At 41.6% G+C, this 24,246-nt stretch carries 22 protein-coding genes; 19 read left to right on the top strand and 3 right to left on the bottom strand.

The window, feature by feature from the left end; translation table 11 throughout:
• Nucleotides 1-2: 2 nt before the first annotated feature.
• Nucleotides 3-722 (top strand): pseudouridine synthase, encoded by a 720-nt coding sequence (locus BOD01S_RS21025; RefSeq protein ID WP_036151073.1) that lies wholly within the window; start codon nt 3-5, stop codon nt 720-722.
• Nucleotides 723-780: 58 nt separating this feature from the next.
• Here BOD01S_RS21025 and BOD01S_RS21020 read toward each other — a convergent pair whose 3' ends face one another.
• Nucleotides 781-1,002: a DeoR family transcriptional regulator gene (locus tag BOD01S_RS21020; RefSeq protein WP_036151116.1), complete on the bottom strand. Its 222-nt coding sequence runs from the start codon at nt 1,000-1,002 to the stop codon at nt 781-783.
• Between the two features lie 331 nt (nt 1,003-1,333).
• Here BOD01S_RS21020 and pepV point away from each other — a divergent pair, with 331 nt between their 5' ends.
• The 6 genes from pepV (at nt 1,334) to BOD01S_RS20990 (ending at nt 7,387) form a co-directional block, all read left to right on the top strand.
• Nucleotides 1,334-2,728, top strand: coding sequence for a dipeptidase PepV (gene pepV / locus BOD01S_RS21015; protein WP_036151076.1), 1,395 nt, complete (start codon nt 1,334-1,336; stop codon nt 2,726-2,728).
• Between the two features lie 26 nt (nt 2,729-2,754).
• Entirely contained in the window at nt 2,755-3,606 is an 852-nt protein-coding gene (dat, locus tag BOD01S_RS21010) for a D-amino-acid transaminase (RefSeq protein ID WP_036151078.1), read from the top strand.
• Nucleotides 3,607-3,776: 170 nt separating this feature from the next.
• On the top strand, nt 3,777-4,775 hold the full coding sequence (locus BOD01S_RS21005) for a nuclease-related domain-containing protein (RefSeq protein ID WP_036151080.1): 999 nt from the start codon (nt 3,777-3,779) through the stop codon (nt 4,773-4,775).
• The gene (locus BOD01S_RS21000; protein WP_036151081.1) at nt 4,775-5,701 is read left to right on the top strand and encodes a diacylglycerol/lipid kinase family protein; all 927 of its coding nucleotides are present in this window, start codon (nt 4,775-4,777) and stop codon (nt 5,699-5,701) included. Before BOD01S_RS21005 ends, BOD01S_RS21000 begins: the two co-directional genes overlap by 1 nt.
• Before the next feature lie 66 nt (nt 5,702-5,767).
• Nucleotides 5,768-6,415 (top strand): tRNA (guanosine(46)-N7)-methyltransferase TrmB, encoded by a 648-nt coding sequence (gene trmB / locus BOD01S_RS20995; RefSeq protein WP_036151082.1) that lies wholly within the window; start codon nt 5,768-5,770, stop codon nt 6,413-6,415.
• Nucleotides 6,416-6,520: 105 nt separating this feature from the next.
• Nucleotides 6,521-7,387 carry a YtnP family quorum-quenching lactonase gene (locus tag BOD01S_RS20990; protein WP_036151083.1) on the top strand — a complete coding sequence of 289 codons (867 nt, stop codon included), beginning with the start codon at nt 6,521-6,523 and terminating at the stop codon, nt 7,385-7,387.
• Between the two features lie 571 nt (nt 7,388-7,958).
• Here BOD01S_RS20990 and BOD01S_RS20985 read toward each other — a convergent pair.
• The gene (locus tag BOD01S_RS20985) at nt 7,959-8,276 is read right to left on the bottom strand and encodes a PepSY domain-containing protein (protein WP_036151084.1); all 318 of its coding nucleotides are present in this window, start codon (nt 8,274-8,276) and stop codon (nt 7,959-7,961) included.
• A gap of 180 nt (nt 8,277-8,456) precedes the next feature.
• Here BOD01S_RS20985 and BOD01S_RS20980 point away from each other — a divergent pair, with 180 nt between their 5' ends.
• The 9 genes from BOD01S_RS20980 to BOD01S_RS20940 all read left to right on the top strand — a co-directional run bounded on the left by BOD01S_RS20980 (nt 8,457) and on the right by BOD01S_RS20940 (nt 18,613).
• Nucleotides 8,457-9,533 carry a M42 family metallopeptidase gene (locus BOD01S_RS20980; RefSeq protein WP_036151085.1) on the top strand — a complete coding sequence of 359 codons (1,077 nt, stop codon included), beginning with the start codon at nt 8,457-8,459 and terminating at the stop codon, nt 9,531-9,533.
• Nucleotides 9,534-9,756: 223 nt separating this feature from the next.
• A complete protein-coding gene (locus BOD01S_RS20975; RefSeq protein ID WP_036151087.1) occupies nt 9,757-10,275 on the top strand; it encodes a DUF84 family protein in 519 nt (172 codons plus the stop codon).
• 96 nt (nt 10,276-10,371) lie between these two features.
• Complete coding sequence (locus tag BOD01S_RS20970) at nt 10,372-10,890, top strand: hypothetical protein (RefSeq protein WP_036151089.1); 519 nt, start codon at nt 10,372-10,374, stop codon at nt 10,888-10,890.
• Between the two features lie 88 nt (nt 10,891-10,978).
• Nucleotides 10,979-11,794: a DUF1444 domain-containing protein gene (locus BOD01S_RS20965; RefSeq protein ID WP_036151091.1), complete on the top strand. Its 816-nt coding sequence runs from the start codon at nt 10,979-10,981 to the stop codon at nt 11,792-11,794.
• The gene (ytpR, locus tag BOD01S_RS20960) at nt 11,791-12,405 is read left to right on the top strand and encodes a YtpR family tRNA-binding protein (RefSeq protein WP_036151092.1); all 615 of its coding nucleotides are present in this window, start codon (nt 11,791-11,793) and stop codon (nt 12,403-12,405) included. Before BOD01S_RS20965 ends, ytpR begins: the two co-directional genes overlap by 4 nt.
• 362 nt (nt 12,406-12,767) lie before the next feature.
• Nucleotides 12,768-15,848, top strand: coding sequence for a DNA translocase FtsK (locus BOD01S_RS20955; RefSeq protein ID WP_036151094.1), 3,081 nt, complete (start codon nt 12,768-12,770; stop codon nt 15,846-15,848).
• Nucleotides 15,849-16,114: 266 nt separating this feature from the next.
• Nucleotides 16,115-17,416 (top strand): UDP-N-acetylmuramate--L-alanine ligase, encoded by a 1,302-nt coding sequence (murC, locus tag BOD01S_RS20950; protein ID WP_036151096.1) that lies wholly within the window; start codon nt 16,115-16,117, stop codon nt 17,414-17,416.
• 188 nt (nt 17,417-17,604) lie between these two features.
• On the top strand, nt 17,605-18,075 hold the full coding sequence (locus BOD01S_RS20945; RefSeq protein WP_036151098.1) for a DUF948 domain-containing protein: 471 nt from the start codon (nt 17,605-17,607) through the stop codon (nt 18,073-18,075).
• A gap of 19 nt (nt 18,076-18,094) precedes the next feature.
• The gene (locus BOD01S_RS20940; RefSeq protein ID WP_081977867.1) at nt 18,095-18,613 is read left to right on the top strand and encodes a YtxH domain-containing protein; all 519 of its coding nucleotides are present in this window, start codon (nt 18,095-18,097) and stop codon (nt 18,611-18,613) included.
• A gap of 146 nt (nt 18,614-18,759) precedes the next feature.
• On the opposite strand, the gene BOD01S_RS20935 is transcribed toward BOD01S_RS20940, so the two are convergent.
• Nucleotides 18,760-20,901, bottom strand: coding sequence for a cell division FtsA domain-containing protein (locus tag BOD01S_RS20935; protein ID WP_036151100.1), 2,142 nt, complete (start codon nt 20,899-20,901; stop codon nt 18,760-18,762).
• A gap of 172 nt (nt 20,902-21,073) precedes the next feature.
• Between BOD01S_RS20935 and BOD01S_RS20930 the strand changes: the two genes are divergently transcribed.
• From BOD01S_RS20930 to BOD01S_RS20920, 3 genes are all read left to right on the top strand, one after another.
• Nucleotides 21,074-22,159, top strand: a complete 1,086-nt coding sequence (locus BOD01S_RS20930) for a bifunctional 3-deoxy-7-phosphoheptulonate synthase/chorismate mutase (protein ID WP_036151102.1) — start codon at nt 21,074-21,076, stop codon at nt 22,157-22,159.
• Between the two features lie 160 nt (nt 22,160-22,319).
• On the top strand, nt 22,320-23,318 hold the full coding sequence (gene ccpA, locus BOD01S_RS20925) for a catabolite control protein A (RefSeq protein WP_036151104.1): 999 nt from the start codon (nt 22,320-22,322) through the stop codon (nt 23,316-23,318).
• A gap of 441 nt (nt 23,319-23,759) precedes the next feature.
• On the top strand, nt 23,760-24,246 hold a 487-nt coding region (locus BOD01S_RS20920; RefSeq protein ID WP_063180403.1), incomplete at its 3' end, for a hypothetical protein.

Here is a 24,246-nt window from a genome sequence, read left to right as displayed (position 1 = left end):
GTATGCGTTTAGATAAATTATTAGCAAATATGGGCTACGGTTCACGGAAGGAAGTCAAACAGCTGTTAAAAGAGAAAGCTGTTACGGTAGATGGAACCGTTGTAAAAGATGCTGCGATGAAGGTAAATCCCGAGCAGCAGGATGTTTCGGTATACGGTGAGCGGGTTATTTATACCGAGTTTATTTATCTTATGATGAACAAGCCGCCAGGGGTCATTTCGGCAACTGAGGATCGTTATGACGAAACGGTTATAGACTTGCTTGATCCATTGGCACAGCATTTCAAGCCGTTTCCAGTTGGACGCCTGGATAAGGATACGGAAGGGCTATTGCTTATTACGAATGACGGCAACTTATCCCATAACCTTCTTTCACCGAAAAAACACGTGCCGAAAACATATTATGCAACAATAGACGGGATCGTAACAGAAGCGGATATTGAAGCTTTTCGGCAAGGTGTGGAATTGGATGATGGCTATGTGACAAAGCCCGGGGAATTAGTTATTTTACAATCCGGCGATATATCAGAGATTGAATTAACCATTCAGGAAGGGAAATTCCACCAGGTAAAGCGGATGTTTGAGACAGTCGGTAAAAAGGTGACATATTTAAAACGGCTTTCGATGGGACCGCTTGTGCTTGATGAGGAACTGGCACTTGGGGATTACCGGGAATTAACGGAAGAAGAGCTTGCGTTGTTAACTGCACATAAAGAATCATAGTAAAAAGAATGCTCCCCGACGAAAGGAGCATTCTTTTTTATTTCATGGTTGTGTTTTCTTATGAAGTTAGCTTTACTTTTTTATTCGTCGTTGTCCATTTGCCTCGACTCGGGCTCATTACCAAGTCATTAAAGGCTAACACATTCAAATCTCTTTGAATGGTGCGAGGAGTGATGTTGAACTCTTCGACTAAATCCTGTGTAGACACTTCTCCTTTAGTAAGAATAAACATGTACACGTCTTTAATACGATTAAGCATTCTGTCAGTAGTTGGTTTCATCATTAATGAACCACTCCTTCATCTTAGTTCTCATGCCAAAGACTAGCGGACGACAAGTTGCGTTTGGGTACGCAAAGGCTTTAGATTTCTGCCTTAGACAGCCCCTTTTCATAAAGATTTATTTCAGAACAAATATTCTGATACCAACATTATAGCGAAAAATCAATAAAATTTCTATATATAGTATGTAAAGATTAAGAATTTTCATTTGATAACACAAGTTTAGAACAACTATTTGATAAACAGAATATAAAGAGAATATTAGCGGATAAAGGTTGTATTTTCGCTGAATAGGAGTAAAATAGCGATATTAGTAAAAGAGGTGTTAGAAATGGATTGGTACACATTAGCGAAAAATCGAGAAAAAGAGTTGATTGAAGAGCTTCGCGAATTGCTGCAGATTGAAAGTGTGCTGGACGAAGAGAAAGCGACTGCAGACGCGCCATTTGGCCCTGGTCCTCTAGCTGCTCTAACGTTTATGTTGCAAAAGGGCGAGGAGCAAAACATGACGGTGAAAACTGTCGATAACATGGCGGGACATATTGAAATGGGACAAGGAGAGGAACTGCTTGGCATTTTGTGTCATGTAGATGTAGTGCCGGCGGGAGATCCTGCGACTTGGACTTATCCTCCGTTCAAAGGTGAAATAGTCGATGGAAAATTGTACGCACGGGGTGCAATTGATGATAAAGGGCCGACAATGGCAGCATGGCTTGCGATGAAGCTGGTGAAGGATGCAGGTGTACAACTGAACAAACGTGTAAGACTGATTGTAGGCTCTGATGAAGAGAGTGGATTCCGCTGTGTAGACCGCTACTTTGAAAAAGAAGAGATGCCGACAATTGGTTTTGCGCCTGATGCCGATTTCCCGCTTATTAATGCAGAAAAAGGGATTGCCCATCTAGTCTTTTCGCAAAAACAACCACGTGAAGTAGAAGAAAACCTATTATCTTTTACGGCTGGAAAACGGATTAACATGGTGCCTGAAACAGCGACAGCTGTACTTAAGCAAGCATCAACAGATACGGGATTGAAATTTCAGAAATTTCTATCGGAAAATAACGCAGAAGGTACTTTAAACTTAGAAGGTGACCGCTATATAATAAGTATTAAGGGAAGATCTGCTCATGCGATGGAGCCTGAAAAAGGACGGAATGCAGCTGTACTTCTTGCTAAGTTTTTAACAACGGAGCTAAAGACAGGGACAGGTGCACAATTTGTTCGATTCGTGACTGAAGTGTTTGAAGGGGATCATACAGGCAAGGCATTAGGCTTTGATTATTATGATGATATGTCTGGGGAAACAACATTAAACCCTGGCCTTGTAGTGTTTGGAGAAAATGGCGGTACGATTGAAGTGAGCATGCGCTATTCTGTAACATACCCATTTGAAGAGAAAATAACGGGCGTACAGCAGCAGATGACTGAAAAGCCTTTTATGTTGGATGTGGCAGGCAATTCGAAACCGCATTATGTGCCGGAAGATGATGCACTAGTCCAAACACTGCTTTCAATATATCAAAAGCATACAAACGACTTTTCAAAAGTCCTCTCAACAGGGGGAGGCACTTATGCCCGAGTAATGAAAAAAGGTGTAGCATTCGGCATGCTGTATCCAGGGGAGCCGGATGTTGCGCACCAGGCAGATGAATATGTGGTCGTAGAAAACTTAGTAAAAGCAGCTGCTATTTATGCAGAAGCAATTGTAAAATTAGCAGGTAAATAAATTCAATCAGAAAAGGATGATTACAGTTGGGCTATAGTTTATGGAATGACCGTATCGTAGCGGACAATGAAGTAGTAGTAGATAAAGAGGACCGTGGTTACCAGTTTGGTGACGGCGTGTATGAAGTTGTTAAAGTGTATAATGGTCAATTATTCACTATGGAAGAGCACGTAGATCGCTTCTACGCGAGTGCAGAAAAAATCAAAATTACCATTCCTTATACAAAGGACAAATTATATACACTGCTTCATCAATTAGTAGAAGCAAACGAAATTAATACAGGCCACATTTATTTCCAAATTACGCGCGGTGCCTGCCCGCGTAATCATATCTTCCCTTGCGATGATGTACAGCCGGTATTAACGGGGAATGCAAAGGAAAACCCGCGTCCGATCGCTAACTTTGAAAACGGTGTGAAAGCAACGTTTGTGGAGGACATCCGATGGCTTCGCTGTGATATTAAATCACTGAATCTATTAGGGGCGGTACTTGCAAAACAGGAAGCACATGAGAAAGGCTGCTATGAAGCGATTTTACACCGCGGCGAAACTGTAACAGAAGGCTCCTCTTCAAATATTTACGGAGTAAAGGACGGCGTTTTATATACGCATCCAGCTGATAATTTAATTTTGAACGGAATCACACGCCAGGTAATTTTAAAGTGTGCAGAAGAAATTGGTATGCCGGTAAAAGAAGAAACATTTACGAAAGAGCAAATGCTTGCGATGGATGAAGTCATCGTATCTTCTACAACTTCAGAAGTAACGCCAATCGTTGATATTGACGGCGCGGTAATTAGCGGAGGAAAACCGGGGGAATGGACGCGCAAACTTCAGGCGCAGTTCGAGACAAAAATTCCACAACCAATCAATGCATAATGAATAGGGGTGGCTCTGCTGGCCGCCCCTCTTTTTTATGCCATTAGAGAGCTCCGCTTATCATTGTTATAGAAGCAAGTTTAGCAGATTCATATTATTTTCGTGCGAGCTTGGTTTTTCTAATGTACAATAAGCACAATAACAACTAGAAAAAAATGGAGAGTGTGTATATGGCTCAATTAGTGAAGCTGCAGGATTATATTTCACGCTATCAAATTGACCTGACCCGGTATCCAACTCAATTTGTCCGCTTGAAGAAAAATCAATGGGAACGTGTCAAACATCAATGGGAATCGGGAGAAGAAATCCAAAAATGGGAGCATATTGAGACAGAGGTTGCCGAAGAAACGATCGGCAAGCAGCGTTTTTCTTTCTTAAAACGATTCCTGCCAAACCAGCGTCAGCAGGAGGTAGAAGAGGAGCAGGATGTTGAAAGCATAGATGTATCGAATGAACTTGATGAGGACTATATTCCTGAGGAAGACACAATGCTTGAATTTGAGCCGAATATTGTCTATAACCCACAAACATTGGAAGAATTAAAACGGATGTTTATAGATCAGTTTTTCCATTTCCAGTTAAAATGGGCAAGCTCGACAGTGCGTGAAAAATCGTATGTTGATCCAAAATACGTTCGGGACTCTTTATTGCGTACATTGTTGCAAGGACTTCCAGACAGCTATCTTGTGTTTTATCTGCCTATTTTACGAATTAAAAAAGCACCGATTGAGCTGGATATTCTCATCCTGACACCAACGGATTGCTATATCGTAAAAGTACTGGAAGAGGAAAACCTTGCTGTGTATGTAGGAAGCGGTGACCGCTTCTGGACAAAAAAAGTAGGAAAGAAAGAAAAGAAAACCCTCAGTCCTATGATAGATTTAACTCGTACGGAGTCCATTGTGACACAGCTGTTCCAGCAGGAAGGGATTGAGATGCCGATACGTAAGGTCATTTTATCAAGAAATGGCTATATTGATTACCCTGGCTCTGGATACGGTGTACAGCTTGTAGATAAACGCAAGTTCCCGGAATGGATGCAACAGTTGAAGCGTTCTGTTTCCCCGATGAAGCATATCCAGATCCGTGCTGCCCAGTCTATTTTGAAATCGGCAGAAACGACCTCATTTAATCGGGATATTTGGAGTGTGGAGGAATCAAAAGAATAGTGAAGCTAGTATTCATCCTAAATAAAACGGCGGGTAATGGAAAAGGGCTGCGTATGTGGGAAGCGATAAAGGAGAAATTGACAGTACCATATGACCTGTATGTAACCGGCTATCCGGAACATGCCTATAGGCTAACTTGCCAGCTGGCTGAACAGGCAGCAAAAGAAAAGCAGTATGTTTTGCTCATTGTCATTGGCGGGGACGGGACAATCCATGAAGTCGTCAATGGATGTGCGGATTGTGAATTTCTTCTGCTTAGTAGTATACCTGCTGGATCCGGTAATGATTTTGCACGTGGATTCCAGGCATTCCGTCAAGTAACGGAAATCGAAGCTTACTTGCAAAATCCTGAAATAGAACATGTAGATTTAGGGCAAGTCGAATATACAGGTAAACAATCCTTCATCAATAATTGCGGCGTTGGCTTCGACGCATTTGTCGGGGTGAAGGCGAATCATTCGGAAATAAAAAAATGGCTTAATCAGTTAGGGATTGGGAAGCTTGCCTATGTATACTATGCCATTTTAGGACTGGCAAGCTTCAAGCCTTTTTCCTTATCTGTCAGTTGCGATGAAAAAATATATAAGTTCGACCGTGTATGGCTCGCTACCATAAGCAATCAGCCCTATTTCGGCGGTGGTATGAAAATTTCACCTTCCTCCTCTACGAACGATGGAAAATTAGAAGTAACAATTGTACATAATCTATCAAGAATAAAATTTCTTCTTATGTTTTTAAGCGTCTTTTGGGGAGGCCATACGCGGATTAAGGGAGTGGAGCAGATGACGGGGGAACGTTTTACACTTCGTTATGATCGTGCTTTACCATGTCATGCAGACGGCGAAGATTTATCCAATCATACGTTGCAGCTGCACGCAATAGTTCAGAATGCATCGTTGAAAATAGCAAAAATAGTGCCGTGTTGAAGCAAAATAGAGAGAATTACGCTATAATAGCGTATATATGTATTTTATAGAAATGAGGAACATGAAGTGAGATTAAGAAATAAACCTTGGGCAACGGAATATATAGAGGCACATCCAGATGTCATCATTCCCAATCCTGAGGATTATAAAGGCAAGTGGCACGAAGTTTTCGGCAATCCCAACCCTGTTCATATTGAGGTAGGTACAGGGAAAGGCCAGTTCGTTTTAGGCATGGCTAAACAAAATCCTGATATTAACTATATCGGTATAGAGTTATTTGACAGTGTCATCGTTTCTGCGTTGGAACGGGTTGTAGAGGCTGAAAAACCAGCAAACTTACGTCTATTGAAAGTAAATGGGGCGAAGTTACAAGAATATTTCACAAAGAACGATGTAAGTCGTGTATATTTGAATTTCTCGGATCCTTGGCCGAAAAAACGACATGCAAAACGTCGTTTGACGCATGAAGGTTTCCTGAAATTATATGAGTCGATTTTAATCGATAAGGGGGAAATCCATTTCAAGACGGATAACCGTGGGCTTTTTGAGTATTCATTAGTGAGCATGAATCATTACGGCATGCGCTTGAACTATGTATCACTGGATCTGCATGCGGAAATGCCTGAGGATAATATTATGACGGAATATGAAGAAAAGTTTTCCGCAAAAGGGCAGCCTATCTACCGGCTGGAGTGTCAATTCACGGCAAAATGACGACTCTTGAAAAAGGGGCTAATCATGTTTATGCCAAAATCCGATACCAGCCTATCGATTAAAATCGTATCTTCACATTAACGAAAAGAGCAGGGGGATTTTAAGATGGATGAACTTTTATTTCACAACATGAAACTTACGTGGCTTAACGGGGGTGTAACGGCTTTAGATGGGGGAGCCATGTTTGGCGTTGTTCCAAAGCCGTTATGGTCGCGTAAGTATCCGGTAAACGAAAAAAACCAAATTGAATTAGCGTGTGAACCGATTTTGATTCAGTATGAAGGAAAAAATTACTTGATTGATACAGGAGTAGGCTTTGGTAAGCTGAATGAAAAACAGCTTCGTAACTTTGGTGTATCGGAAGAATCAACTATTTTTGAAAGCTTGAAAGAAGTAGGCCTTTCAGCGGGTGATATCGACGCTGTATTAATGACGCATCTGCATTTCGACCACGCAGGCGGCTTAACTTACTGGGAAGGAGAGCGGCTCGTCCCGGCTTTCCCGAATGCTGATATTTATGTAACACAGATTGAATGGGATGAAATGCGTAATCCGAATATTCGTTCACGCAATACTTACTGGAAAGAAAACTGGGAGCCTGTACAGCATCTTGTAAAACCTTTTGAAGGTGAGCTGGAAGTGGTCCCTGGTATAAAAATGATGCACACAGGCGGACATAGTGAAGGGCATGCCATTATTAAGCTGGAGCAAAACGGGGAAGTACTGTTGCACATGGCGGATATCATGCCGACACATGCACATCAAAACCCATTGTGGGTGCTTGCTTATGATGACTATCCAATGACAAGTGTATTTGCCAAAGAACGCATCATGAAAGAAGCGCTTGAAAACGGCTATAAATTCATTTTCTACCATGATGCCTACTATCGCATGATTCAGTGGGATACAAGTGGAAAAGAGATCACTGACAGCCTAAAGCGCTCAAACGAAGCATTGATTCAATTTAATTAAGAAAAAGAGATGGGGCATAATTGTGTCCCATCTCTTATTAAAGGGTAAGTTGTCAAAGACGACTTACCCTTTGAATTTTTATGAAAAAACGAGGAGATTACAACCTTCACAGTGTGTACTTTCTTGCGTTGCGGCTATAAATATATGTAAAATTCATTTCATTTTTAGACTTAATTGCCGTGTACAGGAAATCGCATGAAGCCTACATTCCTATTCATACATGTTAAGCTGTCGCACAAACCTTTTCTTGTAAGTCCATTTCTACATGGAATGGTCAAATTAATGAATGCTCTTTTTTTTTATTGTAAAACTTTTAGTAGAAATAGATGAAAGTTGTTTGTAGTGGAGGACGTGACTATTACGGGAACAGCACGAGAGATCCATTTTCACGCGTCTTTGAGGAAAAATCAGCTGGAATCGTGCCCGAAAAAAGCCTCAGCCGGAACGGAGAACAACATTTTCCTAGAAAACAAAAGGCAACCATGATGGAAAAATCATGATTGCCTTTTCTTATTCAGCTTGGGTTTTGTCCCAGCCTCTTTTTTACTGTCTAGCGACAGATAGGTTATGATTAGCCTACTAATTGTAAATCAACAACGGCACCAGTTCGTGCGTCGGCTGCAAATTCGTATGTTTCCATTTCGCCATTTTTCAGACGGGAGATTCCTCCACGGTAAACAGGAACTTCAGTAAAGCCGTTCGAGAAGTTTTCGGTTTTCATGTAAATCCAAGAACCGTCAATTGGTGAATCCTTTTTGAAATCCGCCTTAATATTTTCCAATATTTCATTTGCGGATTTGTAAGGCGACACTTTCTCTGTTACTTCTTTAATGATGACTGCTGCAGCCAAACCTGTTACTACACCCAACATAAAATCACGTAATTTCATCTTAAGTCCCTCCTTTATTTCTCTTATTTACTTTATCACACATAAAAAAACTTGTAAAAAGCAAGAAGGTTTCCCCAGTCTCTTTCATTGTCGTATGAGGTATCTTTTTTCGGAATACGAAATATTCTGGAATCATGCTATAATAAAAAAGCCATACTATCAATAAGGAGTTGGATCTACATGAATCAAGAGACGTTACAGCTGTTTCAAACGTTGACAGAGCTGCCGGGTGCACCAGGCAATGAGCGGGCAGTCCGTAATTTTATGCGGACAGAGCTAGAAAAATACTCGGATGAAATCATCCAAGATAATTTGGGCGGCATTTTCGGTGTCCGCTACGCAGAAGATAAAAATGCGCCAAAAATTTTAGTGGCAGGCCATATGGATGAAGTAGCGTTTATGGTTACCTCTATTACAGAAAATGGGATGCTTCGATTCCAGACACTGGGCGGTTGGTGGAATCAGGTCATGCTTGCTCAACGCGTTACGGTATATGCAGGAGAGCAGGAAATCCCAGGGGTCATTGCTTCCATTCCCCCTCATCTATTAACAGATGCAGAGCGTTCAAAACCGATGGATATTAAAAATATGCTTATTGATATCGGAGCAGATGATAAAGAAGATGCAATGAAGATGGGTGTTCGACCTGGCCAATCAATCATTCCTATTTGTCCGTTTACACCAATGGCCAATCCAAAGAAAATTATGGCAAAAGCCTGGGATAACCGTTATGGATGCGGCCTTGCCATTGAGCTGCTTAAAGAGCTGAAAGGCGAGAAGGTAGCAAGTCATCTTTATTCAGGTGCTAACGTAATGGAAGAAGTGGGCCTTCGTGGTGCACAGGTTTCTGCCAATATGATTCAGCCTGATTTATTCTTTGCGCTTGATGCTTCTCCTGCCAATGATACTTCCGGTGATAAAACACAATTCGGACAGTTAGGAAAGGGCCCGCTTCTCCGTATATTTGACCGGACGATGGTGACGCATCGGGGTATGCGTGAGTTCATCCTCGATACGGCGGAAACAAATAACATCCCGTATCAATATTTTGTTTCTCCGGGAGGAACAGATGCAGGGCGCGTCCATACGGCAAATGATGGTATTCCTTCGGCCGTTATCGGAATCTGTTCCCGTTATATCCATACAGCCGCTTCCATTATTCATGTAGATGATTATGCGGCAGCAAAAGAATTACTTGTGAAGCTGGTACAAACTGCAGATAAATCTACCATCGATTCAATCCGTGCGAACGTATAGGTAGGAAGAAAAGGTGCTCACTAAGAGTACCTTTTTCTATTTCACACCTCTATTAAAAGGTGATATAATTTAAAATTGGATAAAATTTAATATTGCTAACAGCAAAGCTTATCTCAATCGTAAGCGGGCGAGATCATGCTGCGAACCGATGGCTGTATGCTGTTAAAAAGAAAAGCAAGTGGAGGTAATTACGTCTAGACGTAATAGATTGGAGTTGAATGGTTTGCAAATCGCAATAGGAACAAAAAACAAAGCAAAAATAGCTGCTGTGGAAGAAACGGCAAAGCACTACTTTGAAAATCTAGCTTTTGAATATATTAGTGTACCGTCTGGTGTATCAGAGCAGCCTTTTTCTGATGTGGAAACGCGTCAAGGTGCTATTAACCGTGCTATTAATACAAGAAATGCAACAGGTGCAGATTTAAGCTTTGGCCTTGAGGGCGGTGTGTATGAATTAGACGGGGCAATTTACTGCTGCAACTGGGGAGCGGTAGCTATGAAGGATGGCCCTGTTATCGCAAGTTCAGGCGCGTCGTTTGTTTTACCAGAGGAAATAGCAGAACAGTTGCGTGCTGGAAAAGAGCTTGGTCCTGTAATGGATGCATTTACAAAATCAAAGGATATTCGTCAGCATGTAGGAGCAATCGGCATATTCACGGATGGAGTGGTTGACCGCAAGAAAATGTTTGAGCACATCGTGGCATTGCTCGTCGGACAAGTACGCTATCGGCTGAACCAATAGCAACATAGCGTGATGGGAAATGAAACAGAAATCTCCAATGGGTACAACGAGAAAAGCATCTCTAATATAAAAAGAAAATGAAAGTGAGGAAATGGAATGAACCGCAATTGGATTCATGTAGTTCTTGCCGCAGCATTAGGGCTGATGCTCGCAGGATGTGGTAAAACAATTGAAGAACAGATTACAGAGGGCGTGGCATCTGCGGCTACTACATTTGAATCAAAAGCACCGGCTCCGACGACAGAGGTCGGCAAAATTAAAGTGTATCTTCCTCCTGCCTATCATGTGGAGGAAGGGGCAAATGAAATGAATTATATTTTCACCAAAGGCAGAGATTCCTTTATTTTATTTGTCAATACGATAGAAGCAGAGGATAGCCGGTTGTATTATGACAATCTGATTAATGATACAAGTTTAAATATTATAGAAAAAGAGACATTTGAATTTAAAGAGGCATTTGGCTTTACGGCAGTTATTGAACATAGCGAAAAGGAATATGAGCTGATTGTATCGAGCGGCGGCGTGAAGATGACAACCATTGCCGAAGATAAGAAAATCGATGAGAAATTGACCGAAATGATGGAAGTTGTGCGCTCAGTCCAAGTGCAAAAATAATACAACGCGGCAATTTTTTGATACAATACGTGTAAACACAACGGTTCACAGTAGTGAACCGTTATTTCTATGTAAGGAAGTGATCTCAATGAAATCACCACAGCTAGTAGAAGAGCTGAAAAAAAGACTCGGTGAAGACCGATTTGATTGGGCGTTTGATAAGGAAAAGGATAAGGTACGTCTGGAGCATAAGGTACTAGGACGGGGTATGGATATTTCACTGCCGGAAATCCTGGCTAAATATACACAGAAGAAAGAAGCTGCAATCGAAGAGGTAGTATACACAATCGAGCAGACCTTCCAGGCGATGGAGCGTGAACAGCAGGAAGGTTTTGGCGGATTGGCACAAGTGTATCCTATCATCCGTTCTACCTCCTTCCCGCAGACATCTAAAGAGGGGTATTCGTTTGTTACGACAGATCATACAGCTGAAACCCGTATTTTTTATGCATTAGACCTAGGTACGACATATCGTTTAGTTGATGAGTCTATGCTGCCGAAGTTAAATGTTACTGCAGAGCAGGTGCGGGAAGCAGCACGGTTTTCCGTGAAAAAACTGCCAACTGACTATAAAAAAGATGAAGTAGCAGGCAGCATCTTCTATTTTATTAACCATAATGATGGCTATGATGCAAGCCGTATATTGAATGAAGGCTTCCTAAAAGATATGCGTGCAAAAATTGAAGGGGATATGACAGTTTCTGTACCTCACCAGGATGTACTGATTATAGGTGATATTCGTTCGGAAGTAGGTTATGATGTATTAGCACAGCTTACAATGCATTATTTTGCTGTAGGCACTGTGCCGATCACGTCTCTGTCTTTTGTTTATGAGGATGGGGAGCTTGAGCCGATTTTCATTTTAGCAAAAAACAAAGTGTCAAAGGAGCAAGAAAAACAATGAACGCAGCGTATAACAAAGAGCATGTTGGAGATGTACTATTAATCCAACTAACAACAACGGCAATCGAAAAGACAGTTGTAGAGAAAAAAGGAGACTTCGCCTTACTAAAAGAAGAAGCAACAGGTGAAGTAAAAGGATTTAACTTATTTAATGCAAGCAAATATATCAGTCTGGATGTACAGGGAAATGTAGAAATAACGCCTGAATTAGTAGACAAATTACAAGTGGCATTGAAAGAAAATAATGTAGAGTTGGCGCTAGATGTAGACTTTTCTCCAAAGTTTGTAATCGGGTACGTTGAGGAAAAAGAAAAACATCCAAACGCAGATAAATTAAGTATTTGTAAAGTAAACGTCGGCGATGAGACATTGCAAATTGTCTGCGGCGCTCCAAATGTTGAGGCAGGCCAAAAAGTAGTAGTGGCCAAAATCGGCGCGGTTATGCCTTCAGGTCTATTAATTAAAGAAGGAAATTTACGTGGGGTTGATTCGTTCGGAATGCTTTGCTCAGCTCGTGAATTAGCTATTCCAAACGCACCTCAGGAAAAGGGAATTCTTGTATTGGAAGACAATGCTGAAGTAGGGTCAGCCTTCCAAGTTCCAGCGCAATAACAAGGACAAACCAGCAGAGGAGGATTTTTACTCCTTGCTGGTTTTTTTCATTTTTTAGAGCAGGCTTTCATTCTGTTGAGGAAGAAAAACAGGAATGGTGTATGGCATCGAGCGGCGATGATTGGCTGATTAATATATTCTAAAGCCGAGCGTTATGTTGGATAAACTCCATGGATGCCGCAGTCTCATAGAAATATATTAGGTATGATATGCTTATGGTTACAAAATTTGTTTAAAATATATGTGTATTGGATTAAGCAATACTATGTATTTTTTCGTAAACGCAGTTTTTATGAGGTGTGAACACGAAATTTATTTTATAATAAAAGAGCTATGCCTTTAGTAGAAAGAAGTGAGACGAAATGAACTGGTTTAAAAAGAAAATTAATGAATTATTTCATAACGATAATGAACAATATGATGCATATGAGGAATATGAAGAGGAAAATTTTGAAGAATATGAAGAGGAGCAGCCAACGGAGAGAAAATCTTCTTTCCGCTTCCCATTAATTGCGGATGAAGAAATTATTCCTTCCGCTATGCAACAATCCCATAAAACAAAAACAGCACCGGCAGGATCCGGTGAGGAAAAGCCGCTTGAGCTGCCAAAACATCTACAGTACGCTAGCTCGAAAGTATACGATGTAGAAGTGCAGGGGATTCGGGATTTACTGGAGCAAAGACAGCAGCGTACAGGTCATTCGAATGTGCTGCGTAGTCCGGCGAAAAGCGCTCGGAAGCTGTCAGTTAGGAAAGAAGAGCCGGAACTTCCTCCGAAAAAGCCTGTCTTGAAGGAAAAAGAGGTCGACCGGGAATTTATCAATCCATTAGAAAATCGGAAGCGCTTTGTCCCAACAGAGGTCCCATCGCCGGTGTATGGCTTTAAAAAGCCGAAGCCGATTGAACAGCTTATGGCAAAAAAGCAGGCTGAAACAGCCAGTGTGACAGAGGAAACGCCTATTGTGCATGAGGATAAGGACAACGTAGAACTGACTCAGCCGTTAAGTGAAAGAGAAGAATATACGCAGTTAAGTAGTGAAAGGGAACAGGCTGTAATTTCTGTAGAAACGAAAATGTACGAAGAAAAAGCATCGATCGAAGCAGCTGCAGCGATTTTGGATGAACCTTACGCAAAAACGATTAATTTAACGATGGAAGAAACAGAAGAAGATACACCGGTCGAAGCAGACTCAGCCATTTATGAAGAAAATGATTCTTTGATAGTGTTGGAAACTATCGAGGATACTGTAACTCACCAATCAGAGGAAGAACCAATTCAAGCGCCGGTTACGGAAGTTCAAACCCATGAAGCAGAAGAAGGTACAGATGCATTATCAGAGGTACAGGTAAAGCATGTTAAAATTGAAAACTCCACTATTCATATCGGTCAATTGAATGTAGAGCAAGCACAGCAAAATGAATTTGTGCAAATGAAAAATGAGGAGCAGAAACCAGCTTCACCAGGCAGCCGCTTGCCTTTCAATGTATTGATGCTGAAATCGGATAAAGAAAAACTGCTGGCAAAAGAAATTTTACAAGAGCAGCTTCGAACGAAAGAGCAGGAAATACAAAAAATAGACAACGCACCAAGTGAACCGACCGTGAGAAGCGCTCCTCAAGTCCAAGAGGAGAAGAGTTCTGTCCAGCTAAGCAGCATGGACAAGGAAATCGCTCTGGAATCAGCTTCAAACACAGTGGCAGTTTTAGAAAGAGAAGAGCCAGCTCCAGAAGCAGAGCATATTGTAGAGATAACTGAAAAAGAGAAACAGTCAACTGATGAATTAAGTAAGGGGCAAATAGAAGAACCCGAAAAGATGATGGAGGCACCGTCAGCAGTTCTTTTAAAAGAAGAGGAGACAGTTCACCACCAAGCGAGAGATGTGAATCGGCTATTGCAGGCAGCAGCTGAGGAGCAGGCGGAAGTGGTGCAAGAGCTACCTGTTAAGGAATCGTCCATACAAAATAGTCAAGAGTTCGTAGAGGCAAAGGCGGCTGTAGTACCGGAAGAGCAGCCAGAGCCAAAATTCAGCCGTCATTATGAAAAACCTCCTTTATCCTTCCTAGCTCCTCCTGAGGAAAAAACAGAGGATTGGGCATGGATGGATGAACAGGGAGAAAGGCTTATTATGGCTCTTTCTTATTTCCATATTGATGCAGAAATTGTGTCCATTGTCCAGGGGCCGGCTGTTACTCAATTTGAAATTACCGTTGCCCACGGAACGAAGGTAAGTAAGGTGCGCGGTCTGGCGGATGATATTAAGCTGGCGCTTGCAGCAAGGGATATCCGGATTGATGCACCAATTCCAGGCAAACACTCGATTGGAATAGAAATTCCGAACCGCGTATCGCGGGCTGTACGATTGTCAGAAGTAACGGATAGTGAGGGCTTCCAGACTTCCGAATCACCGCTTGAGGCAGCGCTTGGTCTTGATTTAACAGGACAGCCGGTGACAATTGATCTTCGGAAAATGCCCCATGGCCTGATTGCCGGAGCGACGGGCTCAGGAAAGTCAGTTTGTATCAACTCGATTCTTGTCAGCCTTCTTTATAAAGCTGATCCACATGAGCTCAAACTCATGCTTATCGATCCGAAAATGGTAGAGTTAGCACCATTCAATCATATTCCGCATCTTGTCAGTCCTGTCATTACGGATGTAAAGGCTGCCACAGCTGCTTTGAAATGGGCCGTTGAAGAAATGGAAAGACGCTATCAGCTTTTCATGCATGCAGGAGTAAGGGATATTACACGGTTCAACCAGCAGGCAGAAAAGACAGGGCAGTACGCTCAAAAAATGCCATATATTTTAATTGTCATTGACGAATTGGCTGATCTTATGATGATGTCGCCTGCGGATGTGGAGGAAGCCATCTGTCGTATTGCCCAAAAGGCACGTGCATGTGGTATCCATTTGATCGTTGCAACACAGCGCCCTTCTGTTGATGTCATAACAGGCTTAATTAAATCGAATATTCCAACCCGTATCGCATTTGCGGTATCTTCTTCTGTCGATTCGCGTACAATTTTAGATATGCAGGGGGCAGAAAGATTACTTGGCCGCGGAGATATGCTTTACTTAGGAAATGGCATGCCTGCGCCGGTCCGTTTGCAAGGTACGTTCGTGACAGATGATGAAATAGAGGATATTATTGCCTATGTTCGTGACCAAGGTGAACCGGAATACATGTTTGAACATGATGAGCTATTAAAAAAGGCGGAAGTCATTGAGGAGCAGGATGAATTATTCGAAGAGGTGTGCCGCTATGTGTTTGAGCAAGGTACGGCATCTACTTCATCCATCCAGCGCCGTTACAAAATTGGTTACAATCGTGCAGCAAGGCTTGTCGATATGCTGGAGCGACATGGATTTGTATCTGAACAAAAAGGCAGTAAGCCACGCGATGTGTTTATTACTGAATCAGATATCATTTCAATGTTTGAGTAAAGGAATTAAGAAAAGTTAGAAAAGTCCCACAAGTAGCGTTCTTCATTAGAAGTGCTATAATAGAACAGTCATTTTAGTAAAAAGGAAATAAAAAAAATTTCATTTAGGGTAAGATGTGTAAAGAGTGATAAACCTGGAGTAATGAAACAGACGGTGGGCTGGCAGGGACTGGTTCCTCGTCTGTTCTATCACTTGAGCAGGAATAAAGCTCTTTACTAACTTGCCTAATATTTAACGGGAGTACAGAACTCCTAGGAGGTTTCAACATGACACTTTACCATTTTACAGGTATTAAAGGCTCAGGAATGAGTCCGTTAGCACAGATTTTATTTGATGCTGGAGAGCAAGTCCAAGGCTCAGATGTGGAGACATATTATTTCACTGAACAGCCATTACGTGATCGAAATATAACAATTAAACCATTTGATGAAAATAATATTAAACCAGGCATGACAGTAATTGCTGGAAATGCATTCCCGGATGACCATCCTGAGCTGGTGAGAGCACGTGAGCTGGGCGTAGAGGTTATTCGTTATCATAAGTTCTTAGGGGAGTATATTGGCAAATATACGTCTATCGCTATTACAGGAGCCCATGGCAAAACATCGACAACAGGTTTGATGAGCCACGTAATCGGCGGGTATATGCCTACTTCTTTCCTAATAGGAGACGGCACAGGTGCAGGGAAAAAGGATGCGTCTTATTTTGTAATGGAGGCATGTGAATATCGCCGACATTTTTTAGCCTATCATCCAGACTATGCGGTTATGACAAATATAGACTTTGATCATCCGGACTATTTTAAAAATATCGAGGATGTATACAACGCATTTGAGGAGCTTGCTCTCCAAGTGAAAAAAGCAATCATTGCCTGTGGTGATGACGAGCATCTACAGCGTATCCAGGCAAATGTTCCGGTTGTTTACTATGGATTTGGAGCGGAAAATGACTTCGCTGCACGAAATATTGTAAAAACAACAGAAGGTACAGAATTTGAGGTATATGTACGTAATGAATCCTACCATAAGTTCTTTATCCCGCTTTATGGAGACCATGCAGTGCTGAATGCGCTTGCGGTCATTTCTTTATGCCATTATGAGGGAGTCCCGGCAGAACTTGTCCAGGAGCGTTTAAATACGTATGGCGGCGTAAAAAGACGTTTTACTGAAACAAGAATTGGGAACAATGTATTGGTAGATGATTATGCACATCATCCAACAGAAATTTCGGCAACACTACAGGCAGCTCGTCAAAAATATCCAGACAGAGAGATTGTAGCTGTTTTCCAGCCGCATACATTCTCCCGTACACAGGCATTTTTGCAAAACTTCGCAGATAGCCTCTCAAAGGCCGATGCGGTGTACCTATGTGATATTTTTGGTTCCGCACGTGAACAGGCTGGCGAATTGACAATCGATGATTTAGCGGCCCTAATTGAGGGAAGTGTAATCTTGAGAACAGATGCTATTGATGTGTTGCAAAAGCACAAAGATGCAGCATTCCTATTTATGGGCGCAGGCGACGTACATAAATTCCAGAATGCGTTTGAACAGCTTTTACAAGGGTGAAACAAAATATAAATGTTGTGCATATCTCATCAAGCTGTTTGAAACCCCTCACAGTAAGGTAAGTATGTAACAAACAGCTTGAACAGCTTATTCTTTCTTGGAGGATGAGCTGTTTTTTCTTAAAAGGATGCAGGATTTTTTTATATTTTGTCGAACATAAAAATTAACTATGCATAGGAGGTCTTCACATGGAAGTAGTATTGTATATCGCAGCATTGATCGCTGCAATCGGTTTTTTAGTGTTATGTATCAGCGTTGGTATGACACTCTTCTCACTAAAAAATACATTAAATAACATGGCATCAACAGTAGCCGGAATTGAAGGGCAGATGGAAGGGATTACGCGTGAAACAACAACCCTTCTCACAAAAACAAATTCATTAGCGGATGATATTTCAGAAAAATCCGAGAAGCTAAATTCAGTAGTCCAAGCCGTTAAAGGAATCGGTGATTCTGTAAACGGATTAAATAATTCGGTACAACGTATTACAACAGCCGTATCAAAAGAAGTGGGGCGCAATGAGGAAAAAATTGCCCAGGTGGTACAATGGAGTAATGTGGCAATGGGGATTGCAGATAAATGGAAACAACGTAAAACTATTGATCAGGAAGTAACGGTAGTGGATACTATGTCTCCCGCTGCAGATAAACAAAAATAAAACAAAGAGGGTGTAATGTATGGCAAACAAAGGGTCATCAAATAATTTACCGCAAGTATATTATGTAGATAGCAACCGAACAATTTATGGTAATGATGAATCGGTAAATTTCAAGGATTTCGTAATTGGCGCCTTAGTAGGCGGTATCGTTGGTGCTGCAGCGGGATTATTACTGGCGCCTAAGGCCGGCCGGGAGCTACGTGGAGATGTAGCAACACAGGCAGTAAACTTGAAGGACAAGAGTGTGGAACTTTCTTCGACAGCAAAAGAGAAAACAACACAATTATCACAGCAATTGAAGGAACAATCGACTCAATTGGTCGATAAGGTGAAATCAAAATCATCAAAAACGCCAACTGTTTTTGATGATGGGACTGTTTCCTCAGAAGGGGAAGAACCGCTTGATGAAACAACAGTAGGAAAGATGACAGGCAGTAAAGAAGAAGCGGCGGTAAATCGTCATTCGGAAGAAGGGTTATTAGAAGATGCTCTAGAAGGCAATGAAATTTCGAATTCGGCCCGCCCATCATCGATTTAGCTTTTTGGCAGACCTTTAACCGGCTGCCAACCGAAGTGAAAATACCTGAAGATACGGGAGAGTATGCTGCTTCTGTAGCTTTGGGCAAATAGAAAACTGGGTTAGCGAACTATTGCTAACCCAGTTTTTTTAGGCAGTTTATTATATTATTCCATAAGTTTAATTTCTAATTGGTCTCCACCAAAGATTTCCGCATCAAAGCTAGAAGGTTCCCCGTTGCGCAATATAGTAAAATGTCCCTTAAAATCAGCAGGCAGCTGCCAATCAGAAAATCGGAACACATCCTGATAAATCCATTTGTTTACATCGTGGGTATTAAAATGAACGACAGCGCCATTTTTCACCGTCGCACTTGGCTCTACCGCAGTTCCCTCTACTATCATTTGGCGTGTTACTTTTGAAAGTTCCACCTGCTTATACTGAAAAATAACAATGATCCGGTCCTCAAGAGCTATATTCAGCGAATTGGCGACTTCCTGCGCAGTTGGTAAAGATACGTGTGAAAAGGCAATAGCATCGCCATGTTGGACACGGTAGTTCAGCTTGGCAGGTTTTCCGTTCAGTGTAAGGATGGATGAATATTCAGGAAGCATCGTTGGATTTCCCTCTACATAAATGAGGTAGGGTCCGAGCTTATGTAAATCTGCAGTATTATGTGTGTAATGGAACACATCTTCAATCGTCTCTGCTATTTCAAATACTAGAATATCACGATCCTCCAATGGCTGGCTCAATGAAGCCGGCTGCCCGTTAATAGAAATTTTCGGCCCCAGTTGATAAGGGAGGCCTTGGACTGTTACTGACATTGTCGTCGCATTGTCAATAATATCCTGGACGTTTGCAATAGCTGGATCGCCATCCTTTCCTTCTACAAGCTCAATTCGATCACCGTTTTTGATGACTGTTTTTGTGGAGGCGGGAGCACCATTTACGAAGATGGCTGCTGGTTCACCGTGTCCACCTGGAATGAAAATATCCTGGCCATTTACCGTAAGAGACAGGCCGTGCCCAGGTTTTCCGTAAAGTTGTCTGGCACGAATATTTGCTGCTAGGAACGCATCGGCTACCGTCATCTCTTTTAGTTCAAACAATCGAACAACCTGCTCATTTACCGTCACCGACATATACTGTATCGGTGCTTTTTTTGCTGCAATGGCAATGCCGATTGGTGTCACTAGCTCCGGTGTCACAGGGATGGACTCTTCCCTCGTAAGATTTTGAATGGCATCGATTCCGCGGACTGCCACACGATTGGCAGGTAAGTTAAGCACTTTACAGAGTTCTTCCGGCAAGTTTGGTGTCAAGCTTCCTCCACCGACAAGCATGACAGCCTTTGGTGAAACATTGTTATTTAGCCTCAATATTTCTTTGCCGATAGCATTCGCCAAGTTTTCGATTGCCGGCATGATTGCGGCAAGTACTTGTTCGCGTGGGTGATATTCATCGAATCCTAAAATATCCTGGATGGCGATTTGCTCCGCCGTATGCAATTGCCGCTTTGCAATCTCAGCAACAGGGAAATCCAGCAGATAATGATCACTTAATGCCTCTGTAATTTCATCCCCCGCTGTTGGTACCATTCCATAGGCGATCACCGTACTTTTATCTGTAATGGCGATATCGGATGTCCCGGCGCCAATATCTACAAGTGCTACATTCAATCTGCGCATTGTAGGCGGGATCAGGACGTTAATAGCAGCAATTGGCTCCAGTGTCAGAGCTTCCATCTCAAGATCAGCTCTTTTCAATGCGGCAAGGAGAGATTCCACTACGACACGCGGCAGGAATGTCGCAATTACTTCTACTGTTGCTTCATCTCCCTGCTGGTCTAATAGGCTGCCGATTTCTTCTCCATCCAAACGATAGAAGAGAACAGAATAGCCTACGCAATAATAATGGCTTGTCTTGCTATCTTCCTTTTGCTGCAAAAGTTGTGCCTGTGCCTGCTGAACTGCTTGGAGCTCCAGACGGGCGATATCTTCTTCCGTAAAGATAGGACGATTTTTTATGTTTACCGTTATACTTGCCTGTTCTGTCTTTAACGCTCTTCCCGCCGCAGCTACATTGACTTTTTGAAGAGGTCCGTGTCTGTGTTCCAGTTCCTCCTTTATCTCGCTGATTAAATCCGCTACATAAAGGACATTATGTATTTGACCATCTACCATTGCGCGTTCTTTATGTTCTTTGACTAATATGTCTGCAACATGAAACCGCTCTTCCGCAGCTTCTAAAATAATACCTACAACTGATCTTGTACCAATATCCAGCGCAAAAAGTTTTTCTGGCAATGAAACCGCTTCCTTTCTTGCTATTACTTCATTTACTTTAGTGAGTTGAAGCGCTAAATTAAAAAGACGTGACATTCTCACATTTGTTGATTATAATAGTGTTATTATTTTAAAATGTATCATACATTTCAGCGTTCTGAAAGAGCAGGGTACAGGGGAGAGGAGATCAATCATGAGTCATAACGAGTTAGAAGGTCTACGCAGTCGCATTGATGAATTAAATCTTGAAATTTTACGCTTGGTCAATGAGCGTGCAGAAGTAGTAAATGAAATCGGCAAGATTAAAGAAAAGCAAGGTGTAAACCGTTATGATCCTCTACGTGAACGCCATATGCTTGACCTAATTAAAAAACATAATACCGGCCCATTGAATCAAATGACAGTGGATTATATTTTCAAGCAAATCTTCAAGACAGCGCTGAAACAGTTAGAAGCAGAGAAGAAGAAAGAATTGCTTGTTTCCCGAAAGGAAAAATCAGAAGATACTGTAATTAATGTAAATGGTGAACTAATTGGTTCAGGAGCGCCTTCTTTTGTATTCGGTCCATGTGCTGTGGAGTCATACGAGCAGGTTGCAGCAGTAGCGGCCTCCATTCAGGAAAAAGGATTAAAGCTGATCCGGGGTGGAGCGTACAAGCCACGTACATCTCCGTATGACTTCCAGGGACTCGGATTGGAAGGGTTAAAAATTTTAAAACAAGTTTCTAATGAATACGGGCTTGGTGTCATTACCGAGATTGTAACACCGGCAGATTTAGATACGGCACTTGACTACATTGATGTCATTCAGATTGGTGCACGTAACATGCAGAACTTCGAACTGTTGAAAGCTGCAGGCTCTACGAATAAGCCTGTTTTATTAAAACGGGGGCTTGCTGCGACAATTGATGAGTTCATTCATGCTGCAGAATATATCATGTCAAAAGGAAATGAAAATATCATCCTATGTGAACGCGGTATTCGTACGTACGAAAAAGCAACTCGAAATACATTGGACATTTCGGCTGTACCAATCTTAAAGCAGGAGACACATCTACCGGTTATGGTCGATGTTACACATTCAACGGGGCGTCGTGATCTGCTGCTGCCATGTGCGAAGGCAGCTATCGCAATTGGTGCTGATGGCGTTATGGCAGAAGTTCACCCAGATCCATCCGTTGCTTTGTCAGATCAGCAGCAGCAAATGGATATTCCAACATTCGATGCGTTTTACGAAGAAGTATTGAAATTCATGAAGCAGTATGAAGTAAGAGCATAAAATCTAGGCTCGTTTCGCTGATCAGCGGAGCGGGCTGTTATTTTTGCAAAAAAACCTAGTGAAATACTTATTATTTAATCGAAAACTTTCTTTTTATTGAAAACAGACGGAAAATTATCGTATGATGGATTTAAAAAGAGTTTTGAAGGGGGCAAATGCATTGACTGTTACTATTTATGATGTAGCGCGGGAAGCGAATGTATCGATGGCGACTGTGTCCCGTGTTGTGAACGGTAATCAAAATGTCAAACCGGCGACGCGTAAAAAAGTGCTTGAAGTAATTGAGCGGCTTGAATACAGGCCAAACGCGGTGGCTCGTGGTCTGGCGAGTAAAAAAACAACAACAGTGGGTGTCATCATTCCCGATATTTCCAATAATTTATATGCAGAGTTGGCACGTGGAATTGAAGATATTGCTACCATGTACCGTTATAATATCATTTTGGCGAATTCAGACCAAAATGAAGGAAAAGAACTGACCCTTCTAGATACAATGCTTGGCAAGCAAGTAGATGGCATCGTCATGATGACAGATAAAGTTACTGAAAAGATTCAGGCTTCGATAGAACATTCTCCCGTACCTATCGTATTAGCTGGATCAGTCGACGAGTCAAATGAGATTGCTTCTGTCAATATTGATTACTTTAAGGCGGCATATGAGGCTGTCAAAGTATTAATCGGTAACGGTCATAAAAGAATTGCCTGTGTATTAGGCCCCGATACTTTTACAGTTAATCAATATAAACTAGACGCCTATAAAAAAGTACTGGAGGATGAAGGGCTTCAAGTAGATGAAGCGCTCATCGTATCTGACGAAGGTACATATGATAGTGGTATTACTGCTTATGAAGAGCTTAGTGTGCTGGAAGAGGCGCCCACAGCGTTTTTTGCAGGCAGTGACGAGCTGGCTATCGGTATTATTCACGGAGCACAGGATACTGGCAAGCATGTGCCGGATGATATTGAAGTAATCAGTTTTGAAAATTCAAAATTAGCCCGTATGGTAAGGCCTCAGTTGTCAAGTGTTGTTCTTCCGTTATACGATATTGGAGCAGTTGCCATGCGTTTACTGACAAAGCTGATGAACAAAGAGTCCGTAGAGCAGCAGAGCGTTATTTTACCTCACCGTATAGAAATGCGCAATTCAGTGAAACGCTGAAATCTGGCTGATCTATGATCCCCACGATGCATTGGCTGCGGGATGCCCAATGCTGTGAAAATCCTCTTAAAGAATGTAGTTTCAGCATATAAAAAACACAGCCCCTTCTATTATGAATGAAGGGGCTGTAGTTATTTAATTCTTTTTAATAGTATAATCATCCTTCCAATCCATAGCTCCTCGCTCTGTAGCTTTCATCATAGTTAATAAATTTGTAGAAGAGGGAGTGAATGTTTTCATAATTCGTTTATAACTTAACTTCTCCCTATAATAAGCCCCTTATCAGGTCTGTACTATAATGAAAAATTATCGCTACCTTTTAAAGAGAAATCGTGATTGAATTTATCAACAAAAACAGAAAAGAGAAGATGTATTTCTGTTTTTATTCTTAAATGTCATTTACTTTTGGTATGATGGTAAAAAATACAAGGAGATGAGTGTGTGAGTAAAAATTGGAAGCTTGCCGGTCTTATCGCAATTGTTGCTATTGCTATCGGATTTGGTGTAGTGAAATATAACAGCCCAAATGCTTCTGATAATCCAAAAGTCTACACCATGCAAGAGGTTTTATCAGATAGTTTATTTACTGCTGATTTCAATGTAAAAGAAAAATCCTTAGATATAAGGGATGTAAATTCTTTAAAAGAATCAAAAAGTCTCGCTATTTCAGAGGAAGATGAACAAGAACTTATCAATGCGATGGAACAATGGACACTAACCGAATATAATCCATCAGAATCCAATGAATCCATGGTGCCTACCTATCGCCTTTACCTAACAATAAATACAGGTTATAGCTTGTATTTGTCATCAGAACAAAAACGCCTATACGTTATGAGTCAAGACATTGAAGCAAGCTACAATATTCAAAATGGTGATGAATTCTTTACTCTATTAGAAAAGGCAATACAAAAAAACACTCACTATG

Origin of the sequence: Lysinibacillus odysseyi 34hs-1 = NBRC 100172 (genome assembly GCF_001591965.1) — a bacterium.
Lineage (GTDB): Bacteria > Bacillota > Bacilli > Bacillales_A > Planococcaceae > Lysinibacillus_B > Lysinibacillus_B odysseyi.
Note: the sequence above shows the minus strand (reverse complement) of the source record. Positions and strands in the feature narration are given on the sequence as shown.